At 65.0% G+C, this 15,184-nt stretch carries 15 protein-coding genes; 10 read left to right on the forward strand and 5 right to left on the reverse strand.

Going from position 1 to position 15,184, the window contains the following annotated elements; translation table 11 throughout:
• Window positions 1-46: 46 nt before the first annotated feature.
• From AC1DJB_RS01180 to mshA, 3 genes are all read right to left on the reverse strand, one after another.
• Window positions 47-1,006 (reverse strand): DUF559 domain-containing protein, encoded by a 960-nt coding sequence (locus AC1DJB_RS01180; protein ID WP_332602021.1) that lies wholly within the window; start codon window positions 1,004-1,006, stop codon window positions 47-49.
• Between the two features lie 168 nt (window positions 1,007-1,174).
• A complete protein-coding gene (locus AC1DJB_RS01185) occupies window positions 1,175-2,869 on the reverse strand; it encodes a formate--tetrahydrofolate ligase (protein WP_307052520.1) in 1,695 nt (564 codons plus the stop codon).
• Between the two features lie 233 nt (window positions 2,870-3,102).
• Window positions 3,103-4,347: a D-inositol-3-phosphate glycosyltransferase gene (gene mshA, locus AC1DJB_RS01190; RefSeq protein WP_284991313.1), complete on the reverse strand. Its 1,245-nt coding sequence runs from the start codon at window positions 4,345-4,347 to the stop codon at window positions 3,103-3,105.
• Window positions 4,348-4,494: 147 nt separating this feature from the next.
• Here mshA and AC1DJB_RS01195 point away from each other — a divergent pair, with 147 nt between their 5' ends.
• The 7 genes from AC1DJB_RS01195 to tsaD are packed head-to-tail and all read left to right on the forward strand — an operon-like array spanning window position 4,495 to window position 10,299.
• A complete protein-coding gene (locus AC1DJB_RS01195) occupies window positions 4,495-5,025 on the forward strand; it encodes a GNAT family N-acetyltransferase (RefSeq protein ID WP_284991314.1) in 531 nt (176 codons plus the stop codon).
• A gap of 40 nt (window positions 5,026-5,065) precedes the next feature.
• Window positions 5,066-6,172 (forward strand): carbohydrate kinase family protein, encoded by a 1,107-nt coding sequence (locus tag AC1DJB_RS01200; RefSeq protein WP_284991317.1) that lies wholly within the window; start codon window positions 5,066-5,068, stop codon window positions 6,170-6,172.
• A gap of 57 nt (window positions 6,173-6,229) precedes the next feature.
• On the forward strand, window positions 6,230-7,435 hold the full coding sequence (gene alr / locus AC1DJB_RS01205) for an alanine racemase (protein WP_284991319.1): 1,206 nt from the start codon (window positions 6,230-6,232) through the stop codon (window positions 7,433-7,435).
• A gap of 26 nt (window positions 7,436-7,461) precedes the next feature.
• The gene (tsaE, locus tag AC1DJB_RS01210) at window positions 7,462-8,037 is read left to right on the forward strand and encodes a tRNA (adenosine(37)-N6)-threonylcarbamoyltransferase complex ATPase subunit type 1 TsaE (RefSeq protein ID WP_306959319.1); all 576 of its coding nucleotides are present in this window, start codon (window positions 7,462-7,464) and stop codon (window positions 8,035-8,037) included.
• Entirely contained in the window at window positions 8,037-8,708 is a 672-nt protein-coding gene (gene tsaB, locus AC1DJB_RS01215; protein WP_059387412.1) for a tRNA (adenosine(37)-N6)-threonylcarbamoyltransferase complex dimerization subunit type 1 TsaB, read from the forward strand. Before tsaE ends, tsaB begins: the two co-directional genes overlap by 1 nt.
• Before the next feature lie 44 nt (window positions 8,709-8,752).
• Window positions 8,753-9,193: a ribosomal protein S18-alanine N-acetyltransferase gene (gene rimI / locus AC1DJB_RS01220; protein ID WP_059387414.1), complete on the forward strand. Its 441-nt coding sequence runs from the start codon at window positions 8,753-8,755 to the stop codon at window positions 9,191-9,193.
• Window positions 9,190-10,299, forward strand: a complete 1,110-nt coding sequence (gene tsaD, locus AC1DJB_RS01225) for a tRNA (adenosine(37)-N6)-threonylcarbamoyltransferase complex transferase subunit TsaD (RefSeq protein WP_284991322.1) — start codon at window positions 9,190-9,192, stop codon at window positions 10,297-10,299. The genes rimI and tsaD overlap by 4 nt, the downstream gene beginning before the upstream one ends.
• 34 nt (window positions 10,300-10,333) lie before the next feature.
• Here tsaD and AC1DJB_RS01230 read toward each other — a convergent pair whose 3' ends face one another.
• Complete coding sequence (locus AC1DJB_RS01230; RefSeq protein WP_284991323.1) at window positions 10,334-11,485, reverse strand: glutamate--cysteine ligase; 1,152 nt, start codon at window positions 11,483-11,485, stop codon at window positions 10,334-10,336.
• Between the two features lie 177 nt (window positions 11,486-11,662).
• Here AC1DJB_RS01230 and AC1DJB_RS01235 point away from each other — a divergent pair, with 177 nt between their 5' ends.
• The 3 genes from AC1DJB_RS01235 to AC1DJB_RS01245 all read left to right on the forward strand — a co-directional run bounded on the left by AC1DJB_RS01235 (window position 11,663) and on the right by AC1DJB_RS01245 (window position 13,881).
• Window positions 11,663-12,823, forward strand: coding sequence for a GTP-binding protein (locus AC1DJB_RS01235; RefSeq protein WP_476909838.1), 1,161 nt, complete (start codon window positions 11,663-11,665; stop codon window positions 12,821-12,823).
• Between the two features lie 66 nt (window positions 12,824-12,889).
• Window positions 12,890-13,012, forward strand: a complete 123-nt coding sequence (gene ykgO / locus AC1DJB_RS01240) for a type B 50S ribosomal protein L36 (RefSeq protein WP_059387417.1) — start codon at window positions 12,890-12,892, stop codon at window positions 13,010-13,012.
• Between the two features lie 50 nt (window positions 13,013-13,062).
• On the forward strand, window positions 13,063-13,881 hold the full coding sequence (locus AC1DJB_RS01245; RefSeq protein ID WP_441432552.1) for a shikimate 5-dehydrogenase: 819 nt from the start codon (window positions 13,063-13,065) through the stop codon (window positions 13,879-13,881).
• Between the two features lie 23 nt (window positions 13,882-13,904).
• Here the strand turns inward: AC1DJB_RS01245 and AC1DJB_RS01250 are convergent, their stop codons facing one another.
• Window positions 13,905-15,143 (reverse strand): THUMP-like domain-containing protein, encoded by a 1,239-nt coding sequence (locus AC1DJB_RS01250; RefSeq protein ID WP_284991328.1) that lies wholly within the window; start codon window positions 15,141-15,143, stop codon window positions 13,905-13,907.
• Window positions 15,144-15,184 lie beyond the last annotated feature (41 nt).

Here is a 15,184-nt window from a genome sequence, read left to right on the forward strand (position 1 = left end):
CGCTCACCTTCGGGTGAGCGAGCGTTCGTCGTTTAACGCCCGTTCGCTACACGGCGCTTGCAAAGCCGGATGCGACGGCGGGATCGACCCACGCTGATCGGAGCGCCTTCTTGATCTTCTTGGTGGCAGACTCGAATCCATCTGCCAAATCGTCCTTGCGGAACACGAGGACGGTCCATCCGGCTGCCTCGAAGGCTTTGTTCCGGCGTCGATCACTGAGGGTCTGGGCCTCCGCGAGGTGATGGCCGCCGTCGTACTGAATGGCGACCCGCCGTCGGCGGAACCCCAAATCCGCCGACGGCGAGAACGGATCGTCACTTCGCAAGCTGAGCTGGAGTTCGGGTTCGGGGATTCCAGCGTCCAGCATGGCCAAACGAAGCAGGGACTCCGGCGCCGAGTCCGCGCCCACGCGCATCAGTTCGAGCGCCTGCCGGGCACGGACGACGCCTTGCAAATTCGGATGGCGCTCCACCAGAACACGCAGTCCTTCAAGGGTCGCGAACGGCGTGTCCCGTCCTTCCAGGGCCTGGCGGGGCACTCGAATCAGCTCGTCGCCCATACAGACGAGGTCGTTCAAAGGCAGCAGCCGGGCCATGTCCAGCCAAGTGCGTGGGCGCGTGCTGATCCGTATTCCATCAACCGATTCGACCTCGTTCTCGGCCGCGATCACCCTGTGCCCGATTACGCCTTTGCGGCGGGTTCCAGGCAACGATCGGGGCTTGCTGAGGTGCAGCTCCGTAGAATCGGCAAGCCACGGCGGAAGGCAGGAAGAGCGAAGGCGCGCTGCCGTCACGTGCGAGATCCAGGCCCCCGGGGTAGCAGCCGACAACGCACGTGCGGCGGACTCAAGTTCGAAGTCCCAGCCGATCGGACGGTAGAGGCTACGGCTGACGCGTTCGACGTCGGCGCGAAGCAGACGGCCGCGCGGGACACCTTGGGCTTGGGCCTGGGTGAGCGTGAACGGTCCTGAAAGCAGTTCGGCGGGAAGGGCGAGCTCGTTTTGCATACCCGCATTGTGCCGTAAAGGGGCGGATGCCCGCAGAAGTTATCCACAGGCCTGGGATTCGGACGACGGTACGGCCGCCTTCCGGCGCCACGGGTGAGCGAGCGTCCCGCGAAAGTGCCCTATAGGTGAGCGAGCGTTTCCCGAAAGGGGGCCATAGCTGAGCGAGGGTCAGAAGAGACCCACCGGATTGCCGTGCTCGTCGACGTCCATTCGCATCGCGGCGGGCTCCTTAGGTAAACCCGGCATCGTCATGACAGCACCCGTCAGCGCGACAATGAAGCCCGCCCCGGTCTTGGGAATCAGCTCGCGGACGTGCACCGTGAAACCCTTGGGGGCGCCCAACTGGGACGCGTCGTCAGTGAATGAATACTGCGTCTTTGCCATGCAAACGGGCATTCCGCTCCAGCCGTTTCTCCGGATGTCCGCGAGGCGCCTGAGCGCAGGGACGGAAAACTCCACACCGTCGGCACCATAGATTTCCTGCACGATCGTGCGGATCTTGTCCTCAACGGACAGGCCAAGGGGGTACAAGTGCCGGAAGCCCGACGGCGTTGCTGCCGCCACCGCCGCGGCGACCTTCGCCGCGAGCTCGTCACCGCCGTCGCCCCCTCCGCCGCGACCCCACACATCCGCCACCGCGGCCTGGACTCCTTCCTGGGCGCACCAAGCCAGCAGCCATTCGAGCTCTTCGCGTGTGTCCGTCGCGAACTTGTTGATTGCAACAACCGGTGTGACGCCAAACTTCTCGACATTGTGCACGTGCCGTTTCAAGTTCTCGACGCCGGCAGCGAGCGCCTCGACGTTGGGCTCCTTGAGCAGCTCCTTCGGGACGCCGCCCTGCATCTTGAGAGCCCTGATAGTCGCGACCACGACGACGGCGGACGGCGCCACGTCCGCGATGCGCGACTTGATGTCCATGTACTTTTCGGCACCGAGGTCGGCGCCGAATCCCGCTTCCGTGACGACAATGTCGGCGAGTTGTTGGGCCGTTCGTGTGGCGATGAGCGAGTTGCAGCCGTGCGCGATGTTGGCGAACGGGCCACCGTGCACCAGGGCCGGCGTTCCCGCAATGGTCTGCACGAGATTCGGTTTGATGGCGTCCTTCAACAGCATGGTCAGGGCACCCTGGACGCCGAGATCGGCCACCGTGACCGGCTGGCGGTCATAGCTGTATCCGAAAGTGATCCGGCCGAGGCGCTGGCGGAGGTCATCCAAGTCCGTCGCGAGGCAGAAGACGGCCATGATTTCGGAGGCGACGGTTATGTCGAATCCGTCTTGTCGCGGCACTCCTTGTGCGGGCCCGCCCAAGCCGATGATGATCTCGCGAAGCGAGCGGTCGTTCATATCGAGAACCCGTTTGAAGGTCATGCGGCGTGGATCAATGTTGAGCTCGTTGCCCTGGAAGATGTGGTTGTCCACGAGGGCCATCAGGGCATTATTTGCCGAGGTGATCGCGTGGAAGTCGCCGGTGAAATGCAGGTTGATCTGGTCCATGGGGAGAACCTGGGAATAGCCGCCCCCGGTCGCGCCTCCCTTCATGCCCAGGATCGGTCCAAGGGACGGTTCGCGTAGCGCGATCATCACGCGATGACCGGCCCGCGCCAAAGAATCGGCGAGGCCTACCGTGGTTGTGGACTTTCCCTCACCCGCCGGCGTCGGGGACATGGCGGAGACGAGGACTACCTTGCCCGCTCGTTTGGCATCCGGGAGACGGAGCTTGGCCGGATCGATTTTCGCCTTGAACCGGCCGTAGAGTTCCAACGCGTCGACGTTGATCCCGGCATGCTCCGCGATCTCCTCGATGGGACGCATCGCCGCATTCTGGGCAATTTCAAGGTCGCTCAAGATCTTGTTTTCAGACATCCTTGTCCTCAAATCCGTGCGGAACACTGTGCGCGACAATCTATCAGTCGTGTCCGCATACGTGAGCGGGCGTCGTCGGGATTGCCTTCATTGGTGAGCGGGCGTCGTCGGGATTGCCTTCATTGGTGAGCGGGCGTCGTCGGGATTGCCTTCATTGGTGAGCGAGCGTCGTCGGGATTGCCTTCATTGGTGAGCGAGGGTCGCCGGGGAGGGGCTTGTTTGTGAGCGGGGGTCTAGCTTGGGCGGACGAGGACAGCGCCGATGGCTGCGTGGTAGCTCTCGAGCGTGATGGCTGCCGTCCGGTGCCAGCCGAAGGCCTCCGCGTGCACGGCTGCGGCACGGCCCATGTCTTCGCGGGTGCGTGGATCGTCGTACAGGGCCTCGATGACGTCGGCCCAGCGAGCGGGATCGTGGCCGTCAACCAAAATACCCGTCCGGCCGTCGGCAACGGCGCGGGTCAGCCCACCCACGTTGGTGGCCACCACCGGAGTGCCGCAGGCCTGTGCTTCAAGGGCTACCAGCCCGAACGACTCGCTGAAGGAGGGCATCAGCACGACGTCGGCAGATCGGAACCAGCCCGCCAGCTTGGGCGCCTTGACCGGCGCGCGGTGCGTGACGACGTCGTCGAGCCCCGAGGCGGTGATGAAGGATTGCAGGTTGAAGTCCTTGGCGCCGCTCAAGGCGCCCAGGATGGTCAGTTCGAGGTCGATGTCCGGCCGCCTCTTGCGGAGGATGCCCGCAGCCTCGACGAATACTTGCGGGCCCTTGAGCCGCTGGATGCGTCCGGCGAAGAGCAGGTGGAAACTGCCGGGTCGCACGCCAAGCTCGGCGCGGGACCGGGCCCGGAACGCGGGAGTGAACACGGTCAGGTCAACACCGGGGGGAGCGATGTCGATGTGGTCGAAATCGGCGCTGTAGTGCGAAACGAGCTCCTGGGCTTCGGCGGGAGTGTTGGCCACGAGGCGCGTGGCTCCATCCACAATCCGCTGTTCGCCGTCTTCACGCAGGCGCGGTTCGGGCCGCTCGCCGGATTCGAGCACCAGGTTCTTGACCTTCGCCATCGTGTGCATCGTGTGGATCAGCGGCACGTTCCACAATGCGGAGAGTTCGAGGCCCGCCACACCGGACACCCAGTAGTGGGAATGGATGGCGTCGTAACGGCCGTGCGGTTGCCGTTGCCGGATCCGCTCGACCTCGGCAACCATGGCGTGGAGGAGTTCGGGAAGTTCCTCCTTGGGCAGTTTCCGTGGCGGGCCCGCCAGGACGTTATGGACGCAGACGCCGGGACCGGGATGTTCGACGGCGGGCTGGCTGGCGGACGTCGAACGGGTGAAGATCTCTACCTCCACACCAAGATCTGCCAACGCCATGGCCAGCGCACGGACGTACACGTTCATGCCGCCGGCGTCGCCCGAACCCGGTTGTTCCATGGGGGACGTGTGGAGTGACAGGAAGGCCACGCGACGGATCAACGACACCGCTACCTCCTGTATCCAATGCAAATTCAACAAGTCCCGCAAAGTGAAAATCTCTGCGTCCCAGCGAAAACACTACTCCTGAGCTCCCTGGCATTGCAGTCGGCCCAACGGGCCGGCACGGTAGCGACGGCTGGTACCGTAACGGACGTGAGCCACTCAAACAGCAAAGCAGGAACGCCGGCGGCCGCCGGCTACGAGATCCGGGCCGCCCGGGCAAGCGACTGGCCCGGGATCTGGGCCGTCCTGGAGCCCGTGATCCGGGCGGGGGAGACCTTCACCTGGGACCGCGACACCACCGAAGAAGCCGCACGGAGCAAGTGGTTCAAGGAAGCGCCCGGGCTGACCTTCGTGGCAGTGCGCGACGGCGACGTGCTGGGTACCGGTGAACTGCACGCCAACCAGGGTGGTGGCGGAAGCCACGTGGCCAACGCCGGCTATATGGTCCATGCCGATCACGGCGGGCAGGGAATCGCCCGGGCGCTCTGTGCCTATTCCTTGGTTGCCGCCCGGGACTCCGGGTTCAAGGCGATGCAGTTCAACGCTGTCGTCGAGAGCAACGTGCGCGCGGTAGGGCTCTGGCAGTCCATGGGCTTCCGTATCCTGGCGACCATCCCCGATGCCTTCCAGCACCCGAACCTCGGCTACGTCGGGCTGCATGTCATGTACCAGGAGCTCTAAGAGCTTTGCACAATCGTGGCCGCGGCGTAGTCTGCCGTGCATGGACGCAACGCCCAGGATTGGATTCGACCCCCTCGCCGCTATCCGGGGGGAAGCGCGTGATGACGCGGCCGATTCAGCCTGCGATCTCCTGCTGACAGGGACTGTGTTCCAGGACATTATCTTTACCGGACTGGACCGCAGCCCTGAACCGGGGACCGAAGTGTGGAGCCAAGGCATGGGGACCTGCCCTGGCGGCGTGGCCAACCAAGCCATCGCGGCCGCCCGGCTTGGGCTGCGGACCAGCCTCGCGGCGGCCTTCGGGGATGACGGATACGGGGACTTCAACTGGCGGATCCTGGAAAGCCAAGAGCATGTGGACCTTTCCCTGTCCAGGCGGTTCGAGGGCTGGCATTCCCCGGTCACGGTCTCCTTGTGCGTGGATCAGGATCGTTCCATGGTCACCCACGGACATCCCCCGCCCATGAGCGCCTCTGAACTGATCGGCGATCCGCCCAAGGCGCTCGCCGCCGTCGCGGATCTGGGCGAGGAGCCGGAGCCATGGATGCTGGCGGCGAGGAAAGCCGGCGTCAAACTCTTCGGCGACGCCGGATGGGATCCGACCGGAGCGTGGTCGTCGAAGCGGCTGGACCAGCTCAGCAATTTCCACGCCTTCATGCCGAACCAACGCGAAGCAATGGCCTTCACCGGCAAGGACAACCCATGGTCTGCGCTCTACACACTTGCCGACCGCGTTCCGGTGGCTGTGGTGACTTTGGGAGCGCAGGGAGCCATGGCCGTGGATTCCGAAACCGGTGAGGAGGAATGGGTGCCGTCCCTTCCCGTGACGGCGTACGACCCCACAGGAGCGGGCGACTGCTTCGGTGCGGCGTTTGTCGTGGGCTGCCTGGCCGGGTGGCCTTTGGGGGACCGGCTCCGTTTTGCCAATCTTTGCGCGTCGCTCGCGGTTCAGGAAGTGGGCGGCTCGCTGGCTGCGCCCGGTTGGGGAGACATCGCCGATTGGTGGCAGCGAGCCAACGCCCGGAGGGAGCGGCAGTCCAGCCAATGGCTCAAACGGTTCGCTTTCCTCGAGGACATTGTGGCGGATGTCCCGCCAGGGGCCCAACGTCGTGCAACGGCCACGATCGCCCACAACTCCGACGCCTGAGCGGGGCCCCACCAAGCCGGACAACCCGCGGGCCATGGCGGCACTAGAATCGTGAGGGTGACTTACGAAGCAGCTGCCAGTTTCGAGCCCTCGACGACATCGGGTTCGGCAACGGTCCTCGAACGATCAGCCGTCATTGACTTGGATGCCATCCGGCACAACGTACGCCAATTCGTGGCTATCGCCTCGCCCGCAAACGTTATGGCCGTGGTCAAGGCCGACGCCTATGGGCACGGCGCGGTGCAGGTGGCGCGGGCGGCCCTGGAAGCCGGCGCCCGATGGCTTGGCGTTGCCCATATTTCGGAGGCTTTGGCGCTTCGCGCTGCTGGAATCGATGCCCCCATGCTGGCCTGGTTGCACACCACCCAAAGCAACTTCCAGGCGGCAGTTGCCGCCGGCGTCGACGTCGGGATTTCGGGCTGGGAGCTGGACGCGGTGGTCGCGGCGGCACGCGAACAGGAACGGCCGGCACGCATCCACCTCAAGGTTGATACCGGCTTGGGCCGCAACGGCTCCACCATCGCCCAATGGGACAAAGTGGTGGGCCAGGCCATGGAGTACCAGGACGAGGGGCTCCTGCGCGTGGTGGGCATCTTCTCGCACTTGGCCGTGGCCGACGAACCCCACCGTCCCGAGACCGATGAGCAGTTGGCAGCATTCCGGGAGGCGATTGCCGTGGCCGAGGACGCCGGAGTGGACACCGAAGTCCGGCACCTGGCCAACACTCCCGCCACGCTTTCACGCCCGGATGCCCACTTCGACCTCGTCCGCGTGGGGCTCGGGCTTTACGGGCTGTCCCCGTTCGAAGGACAAAACTCCGCGGAACTTGGCCTGCGCCCCGCCATGACAGTGCGCACCCTCGTTTCCAACTGCAAGCGCGTGCCCGAAGGCCAAGGGGTGTCCTACGGACTCAACTACCGGACGTCCAGCGAGAGCGCCTTGGGCCTGATCCCGCTCGGATACGCCGACGGCGTGCCGCGCGTCGCCACCGGCGGACCGGTACGGGTCAACGGCGTCAACTACCCGGTGGTGGGCCGGATCGCCATGGACCAGATGGTCATCGACCTTGGGAATGCGGTGACGGACGAAGCCGGCTGGTTGGGTGCCGAAGCCGTCATGTTCGGTGACGGCGCCGACGGCGGCCCGACGGCGGACGACTGGGCCGCCGCCGCCGGAACCAACAACTATGAGATTGTCACCCGTGTCAGCCCACGCGTGCCGCGCATCTATATCAATGAGACCCCGGGGGCGGATGCCCGGTGAGCGGGGCCTCGATTGACAAGACCCCGTTGAGCGAGGCCTTGTGGGAACGCACGGTCAAGGTCGCGACGGCGGAGCAGACACACGCTTTGGGCTCGGCGCTCGCCGGGGTCCTTGAGCCCGGTGACCTGCTGGTCCTGACAGGCGAACTTGGTGCCGGCAAGACTACCTTCACCCAGGGACTCGGCGAAGGACTGGGCGTCCGTGCCGGCGTCATCTCGCCCACGTTTGTCCTGGTACGTATCCACCCGAACTTGCCGGACGGGCCGCGGCCGGGTGGTCCCGATCTGGTCCACGTTGATGCTTACCGGCTTGCCTCCGCCGCGGAAATCGACGACATCGACCTTGAAAACACCATGGACAACTCCGTGACAGTGGTCGAGTGGGGGCGCGAGCGCGTCGAACACCTTTCGGATAGTCGCCTGGACGTCGAGATGCACCGGACGGTGGGCGGCGCGGAAGGGGCTGCAACCCGCCCGGAGGCCGGCCAGGACGTCGTGCTGGACTTCGACCCGGAGGACGACGACGAACCGCGCACCATCGTTTTCCGCGGCTTTGGCCCTCGGTGGAGCACAGTGCCGGAAATACTGGAGGAGAACGCCTGATGCTGATTTTGGCCATTGATACTTCGGCCGTGGCGAGTGCGGCACTCATCTCGGACGATGCCATGGAAGGCGTGGTGGAGTCCTTTGCCACCGAGGACACCCGCAGCCATGCCGAGGTCCTGGCGCCCGGCATTGAGAAACTCCTGGCCGACGCCGGAGTAGGTGGCGCGGACATCGACCTCATCGTCACCGGCGTTGGCCCCGGACCATTCACCGGGCTTCGTTCAGGGATTGCAACCGCCCGCACGTTGGCATTTGCGTGGAACAAGCCGCTATTCGGACTCATGAGCCTGGACGCGATCGCTTTGGAAGTGGCCGAATCAACGGAAGCACAGGCTGAGTTCCTCGTGGCCACGGACGCCCGTCGCAAGGAGGTCTACTGGGCGCGCTACACGCTCAACGATGGCCAGCTCCCGCAACTCGTGGACGGTCCGCACGTCGGTTTCGCCTCGGAGTTGCCCGATCTCCCGGTCTTCGGTGCCGGCGGCGGCATCTACGCGGACGTCGTCAACGCGAACGAGGAATTCAGCGCCACCCAGCCCGACGCCGCGTCGCTTGGCCAGTTCGCCATGGCACTCCTGTTGGCCGGCGCGGAACTGCCCGATTCCACGCCCTTGTATTTGCGGGAATCCGACGCCCAAGTGCCGGGCCCTAGGAAGCGTGCCCTGTGAACCACTCATATCAGTTCAAGCTCGAGGGCGTGACCTTGCGCGACATGACCGCCAACGACGTCACGGCGGTCGAGGTCCTGGAGCGCCGGCTCTTCCCGGTGGACGCGTGGCCGATGCAGATGTTCTTCGACGAACTCGCCCAGATTGATACCCGCCGCTACGTAGTGGCCGAAGCCGGCGGCCAGATTGTGGCCTACGCCGGGCTCATGTGCATTGAGCCGATCGCGGACGTCCAGACGATCGCCGTCGTTCCTGAATTCGAAGGCAGGGGAATCGGCTCGGCCATCCTCACGGAACTGATCGAAGAGGCCCGACGGCGTGGCGCTGTGGAAGTGCTCCTGGAGGTCCGTGCCGACAATCCACGAGCGCAGGCACTGTACGTGCGGTTCGGCTTCGAGCAGATCCACGTCCGACGGCGGTACTACCGCGACGGCACGGACGCCCTCATCATGAGGCTCACACTGACTGAAGGAACACCGGAATGAACCGCTCCCACACTATCCAGCCGCTCGTGCTGGGGATCGAGTCTTCCTGCGACGAAACCGGCGTCGGGATTGTCCGCGGAACCACGCTGCTGACCAACACCGTGTCCTCTTCGATGGATGAGCACGTCCGTTTTGGCGGTGTCATTCCGGAGATCGCTTCCCGTGCCCACCTGGACGCTTTTGTTCCCACGCTGCAGGAAGCTTTGCACGAGGCAGGGGTAGCGCTGGACGATATCGATGCCATCGCCGTAACGTCCGGACCCGGATTGGCCGGCGCGCTCATGGTGGGTGTCTGCGCGGCCAAGGCCCTCTCTGTTGCCACGGGCAAGCCGCTCTACGCGATCAACCACTTGGTGGCGCATGTCGGCGTCGGGCTCCTTGACGGGGCCGCCGGCGGTGGCACCGGGGGACTCTCGGGCGGCCGGCTGCCCGAAAACCTCGGTGCGTTGCTGGTTTCCGGCGGGCACACGGAAATCCTGCGCATCCGCAGCATCACCGACGACGTCGAGATGCTCGGCTCCACCATCGACGACGCCGCAGGCGAGGCCTATGACAAAGTGGCCAGGCTCCTGGGCCTTGGCTACCCAGGCGGACCGGCCATCGACAAACTCGCCAAGCAAGGCAACGCCAAGGCCATCCGCTTCCCGCGCGGCCTGACGCAACCCAAGTACATGGGAACCGCGGAGGAACCTGGACCGCATCGCTACGATTGGTCCTTCAGCGGGCTCAAGACCGCCGTCGCGCGCTGCGTTGAACAATTCGAAGCGCGCGGTGAGGAGGTTCCCACCGCCGACATCGCCGCTGCATTCCAGGAAGCGGTGGTGGACGTCATCACGTCCAAGGCTGTGCTGGCCTGCAAGGAGAACGGCATCACGGATCTCCTGCTCGGCGGCGGCGTCGCCGCCAACTCCCGGCTCCGTGAGCTGACAGGGCAACGCTGCAGCTCCGCCGGGATCACGCTGCATGTGCCGCCGCTGCCACTGTGCACCGACAACGGCGCCATGGTGGCGGCCTTGGGCTCGCAGCTCATCATGGCGGGAATCGCTCCCAGCGGCGTCGCATTCGCTCCGGATTCCTCCCTGCCGGTGACTACCGTTTCGGTGTAGGCGCGGGAATCCGTCTCGAGGTTAGCCGGCAACGCTAGGAGGTCGGAACGGACCGCATTTGCTCTACGAGATCCTGGACAACCGCGTGAAGATCGCCGTCGTGCTGGGCCGCGACGCGGCGCTGGCGCTGGTAGCCGGCTCCGCGGGCGATGATCTTTTCGACGTCGGCCAGTTCCGCCGAGCAACCCAGCTTTTCCGCGACAGGCGCCAGGCGCAGCAGCGTTTCCTTGAGGTGCTCGGTGACGAGCTGCTCGTTGCCTTCGGCGTCGAGGATGATGATCGCTTCCATGCCGTAGCGGGCGGCGCGCCACTTGTTTTCCTGGATATGCCATGGCGGCATGGTGGGAATGCTGCCGCCGTTGTCCAGGATCGTGGAGAACTCGTCCACCAGGCATTGGGTCAGGGCTGCAACGGCGCCGACCTCCTCGAGGGTTGCCAGGCCGTCGCAAATGCGCATCTCGATGGTGCCCAAGTTCGGCACGGGCCGGATGTCCCAGCGGATTTCAGACAGGGTGTCGATCACTCCAGTGGTGAACATGTCCTGGACGTAGGACTCGTATTCGGCCCAGCTGGGGAACTGGAAAGGCAATCCGGCCGTGGGAAGCTGCTGGAACATGAGGGCGCGCTGTGACGCATAGCCCGTGTCTTCGCCGCCCCAGAACGGGCTCGAAGCAGACAATGCCTGGAAATGGGGGAAGTAGTTGACTAAGCCATCCAGGATGGGGAGCGCCTTGTCCCTCCGGTCCAGGCCGACGTGGACGTGGACTCCATAAATGACCATTTGCCGTCCCCACCATTGGGTCCGGTCGATCAGTTTGGCATAGCGTTCTTTGTCCGAGACCGGCTGGAGTTGCGGCGGGCTGAATGGATGGCTTCCGGCGCAGAAGAGCTCCACGCCCATGGGGTCGGTGACTTCCCTGACGGCCCGCAGCGAGCGGGCCAGGTCTTCCTTGGCTTCCTTGACGGTGTTGCACACGCCGGTGACGAGTTCCACGGTATTCAGGAGCAGTTCCCGCTTGATGTGCGGGTGCTCGTCGTCTTCGTTCAAATCCGGATGCCGCGAAGCCACGCCCCGCAGGACCTCATTCGCCACCGAGACCAATTCGCCGGTGCGTGCGTTGACGAGCGCTAGCTCCCATTCCACCCCCAGGGTCGACTGCCTGGATGAAGCGAAATCAATCTGCACGTGGGTCCCCTCGGTATTTGCCAAAAACGCCCTGAGCAATGCCCGCCGTGGGGCCGTCAGCGGTTGGCTCAAGTCTAATGCAGGGGCGGTACGGTACCGCATGATGGGAACCGCGAGGTAAAACAGGAAATCGAAGCCGTTTGCTAATGAGAATGATTTGCATCTAAGATTATTGGCATGCATCTTTCTGTTGTCAGCTCACTGGACAGCCAATGCCGCGAAGCAGCCGCCGCCAGGCTTGGGCGGACCCATCGAGATTCGGTGGTTGTCCTGCACGACCTCCTGGACGGGTCCATTGTCTTGCGAAGGATCTTCCGCAACGGCCAACTGGTGGAGCAGGCTCAAACCGCATTGGAACACGGCTGCCTTAGCTGCACGGTCCGTCTCGATGTTGTCCCGACGGCGGAACGCCTCGCCGCGTCGGGACACGACCATATCGTCCTGGGCCTGCCACCGGGTGTCTCCGTGGAGATGGCGGTAGCCGAACTCAAGCGCGGCCTGGAGCGGCCCGCCGTCATCGACAACGCGGTGTTGGCGATTGACCCCTCCGGGCTGGAAGACCATATCTGGGACAAACACACGCTGTATGAATCCGGGTTTACGGCCATGCCCGAGGATGAGCGCACCAGCGGAGAATTCCTCATCGGGGAATTGGGCCACGCGGATACTGTCATGGTGCACGCCGGTCTTGGGGCAGGGCTCACCGGATTGCGCCCGGATTCAAGCGAGGCGTGGACCCTCGGCGTGGAACTTCTTGGGCAGCTCGCGCCGCACGCAGCCATTTCCGCGGGCGGCGACGACTTCCGGCCCGGCTGCTACGACGGCGCCGAGGCTCTCGCGAGGGTCCGTCGTGGTTCCGTGAGGGTACCGCTCAAGGAGGAGTCGGGGAATTTCCGGACCGTGCTCCACAAAGTGGAGCGACCCCTTCATCCGAGGCGCTTCCAGGAGGCGCTGCCCAATTTGGCCGGGGGATGCCACTGGATGCGGGGCCGCTTGTGGATTGCCTCGGCCGCCAAAGTCCGGATCGCGGTGCAGGGAATCGGGCCGCGCGTCTGGCTCGAGAGTACGGGCGAGTGGCTGGCGGACGCCGGCATCGGCCGCGTCCCCAGCGGCAAAGACCTGAAGCACGGAAACGGACTCCACGACGTCGACGCCGCCCTCGACTGGCATCCGCGCTTCGGCGACCGGGGGACGGTGCTTGCCGTGACCGGAAGGGGAGACGACGTTGACGCAGCAGAAATCCGGTCCCTGCTGGATGCATGCGCGCTGAGCGAAGCCGAGATGAGGCTCGGCTTCGCCGGGCTCGAGGACCCTTTTGAACTCGAATCCACCCTGTAGCCGAGCTCCAGCCCAGGCGGAACAAAGCCCCCATCAACCAAGCGAAAACACGAGAAGGAGAACCCCATGAAAGTCAGGAATTCGTTGCGTGCCCTCAAGAAGGTCCCCGGGGCGCAAGTGGTCCGCCGGCGCGGCCGCACCTTTGTCATCAACAAGCTGAATCCGCGCTTCAAGGCGCGCCAAGGCTAGCTCCCCGTCTAGGCTGGGCAGAGAACCCGCTACGCGAAGGAAGCCCCGTTATGCCGATCCTCAATAAAGACATGACGCTCTGTATTTCTCTCTCTGCCCGGCCCAGCAACAACGGAACGCGTTTCCATAACTTCCTTTACCAGGAGCTTGGCCTGAACTGGATCTACAAGGCCTTCGCTCCCACCGACCTCCCGAACGCGATCGCGGGCGTGCGCGGCCTGGGCATCCGCGGCTGTGCCGTCTCGATGCCGTACAAGGAAGACGTCATCGCCCTCGTCGACCGGATGGACGCTTCGGCGGCCGCAATCGATTCGGTCAACACGATCGTGAACGACGCCGGCGTACTGACGGCCTACAACACGGACTACACCGCGATCGCGCAGCTGATCGAGCGCAACGCGATCGACCCGGCGTCGTCCGTGCTGCTCCGCGGTTCCGGCGGCATGGCAAAGGCCACCGCCGCTGCCTTCCGGGACGCGGGGTTCTCCCGCGTTACCGTGGTTGCCCGGAATGAAAAACCCGGGCAAGCCCTCGCGGGGCTCTATGGCTTCGGCTGGCAAGCCGAAGTAGGGGAGTCCACGGCGGACGTCCTCGTGAACGTGACACCGATCGGCATGGCCGGCGGACCCGAGTCCAGCTCCCTGTCCTTCCCCGAAGCGGCGGTGGCGGCCGCGAAGGTAGTGTTCGACGTCGTCGCCCTCCCCGCAGAGACGCCGCTCATCAAAGCCGGCCGCGCGGCAGGAAAGATCGTGATCACCGGCGCCGAGGTGGCCACCATCCAAGCGCTTGAACAGTTCGTGCTCTACACCGGCGTCACACCCACACCGGAGCAAGTCGCTGCGGCCGAGGAGTTCACGCGCGCCCAATAGGGCGCCACAGCTCAGAGACCAGCTCAGGCAGCCGCGACGGGCTCCACGACAACAGCCACCTTTTCCTCGCCGATCCTGGTGAGGACCAAGGTGGCTGTTTTGTTGCCGCGGCCTTTTGCCGAGCCTTTTCCTGCCGGGAGCAGCTGCTTCCGCAGCTCCTCCGGGGTGACGGAGGTGCCGCGTTTCTTGATGTCGAGGACGCCGACGCCGTTCGCCTTCACCCAGGCTTTGAGGGCCTTGACGTTCAACGGCATGACTTCCAGGACTTTGTAGGCGCGGGCGAACGGGGTCTCCACAAGTTCCGGAGCGCAAATATAGGCGATGTGCTGGTCCACCAGGTGGCCGCCCAATCGGAGTGCGACGTCGGCCACCAGGCCCGCACGGATCACCGCCCCGTCCGGTTCGTACAGGTATCCCTCCACGGGCCCGACGTCGGGCACCGGACCGCCGTCGAAATCTTCGGCGCTGGTGATCTCGGCTGCGCCTTGCGGCCCGAGCACCAGGGCAGCGCGGCGGATGCCGGGACGGGCGACGTCGTTGAACCACAGCGTCACTTCCGTGACGTCCCCGCCCACCGAAACCCACTGTGCCTCGCAGCCGGCCGGTACCGATTCGTGCGGCATGCCCGGGCCCATCTTGACCCCGACGGACTTGCCGGTCGCCGCCAATGATTCAACGAAGGACAACGGCGGCGAGAACGCCTCCGGATCCCAGATCCGTTTGGTTCCCGACGACGACGTCGTGCGTCGCGCCGGATCGAGCCACACGCCGTCGACCCCGTCGAGGGGCACCGAGGTTGCGTCGGAGTGCACTACCGTCGCGTGCGGGAACGGAATGAGGTTGATGGTGGCGCAGGCAGCGGTGGTCTCGTCGAGCTCCACGGCGGTGACCTCGATGTCCATGGAGGCCATGGCCATGGAGTCCGCTCCGAGCCCGCAGCCCAGGTCCGCCACGTGCCGCGTGCCTGCCTTGGCGAATCGCTCGGCGTGCCTGGCTGCAACATTGAGGCGGGTGGCCTGTTCCAGGCCGGCCTGGGTGAAGAGCATCTGCCGGGCGAATTCTCCGAACTTGGCCTCGGCCCGGGTGCGGAGCCTGGATTGGGTGAGGACGGCGGCCACGAGCGCGGGGGAGTGGCCGTCTTTGCGCAGGCGCGCGTTGAGGGCGAAGGCTTCGCCGTCGCGGTATGGTCCCAAGGATGCCAGGAGTTCCCAACCTTCCGTTGTCAGCAAGGGGGCAATCTGGTCCTGGGGTGTGTCAGCCATGGGAACCAGCCTAATGCTCGCCCGTCATAGAGTGCCGAGGG

The organism is Arthrobacter sp. 01T428, from assembly GCF_056398685.1.

Excerpts from the sequence above, each read along its gene's own strand:
- rimI (WP_059387414.1), top strand. The coding sequence starts at position 8,753 with ATGACCGCCAACGACGTCACGGCGGTCGAGGTCCTGGAGCGCCGGCTC.
- tsaD (WP_284991322.1), top strand. The coding sequence starts at position 9,190 with ATGAACCGCTCCCACACTATCCAGCCGCTCGTGCTGGGGATCGAGTCT.
- AC1DJB_RS01235 (WP_476909838.1), top strand. The coding sequence starts at position 11,663 with ATGCATCTTTCTGTTGTCAGCTCACTGGACAGCCAATGCCGCGAAGCA.
- AC1DJB_RS01200 (WP_284991317.1), top strand. The coding sequence starts at position 5,066 with ATGGACGCAACGCCCAGGATTGGATTCGACCCCCTCGCCGCTATCCGG.
- ykgO (WP_059387417.1), top strand. The coding sequence starts at position 12,890 with ATGAAAGTCAGGAATTCGTTGCGTGCCCTCAAGAAGGTCCCCGGGGCG.
- tsaB (WP_059387412.1), top strand. The coding sequence starts at position 8,037 with ATGCTGATTTTGGCCATTGATACTTCGGCCGTGGCGAGTGCGGCACTC.
- AC1DJB_RS01245 (WP_441432552.1), top strand. The coding sequence starts at position 13,063 with ATGCCGATCCTCAATAAAGACATGACGCTCTGTATTTCTCTCTCTGCC.
- AC1DJB_RS01250 (WP_284991328.1), bottom strand. The coding sequence starts at position 15,143 with ATGGCTGACACACCCCAGGACCAGATTGCCCCCTTGCTGACAACGGAA.
- AC1DJB_RS01185 (WP_307052520.1), bottom strand. The coding sequence starts at position 2,869 with ATGTCTGAAAACAAGATCTTGAGCGACCTTGAAATTGCCCAGAATGCG.
- AC1DJB_RS01180 (WP_332602021.1), bottom strand. The coding sequence starts at position 1,006 with ATGCAAAACGAGCTCGCCCTTCCCGCCGAACTGCTTTCAGGACCGTTC.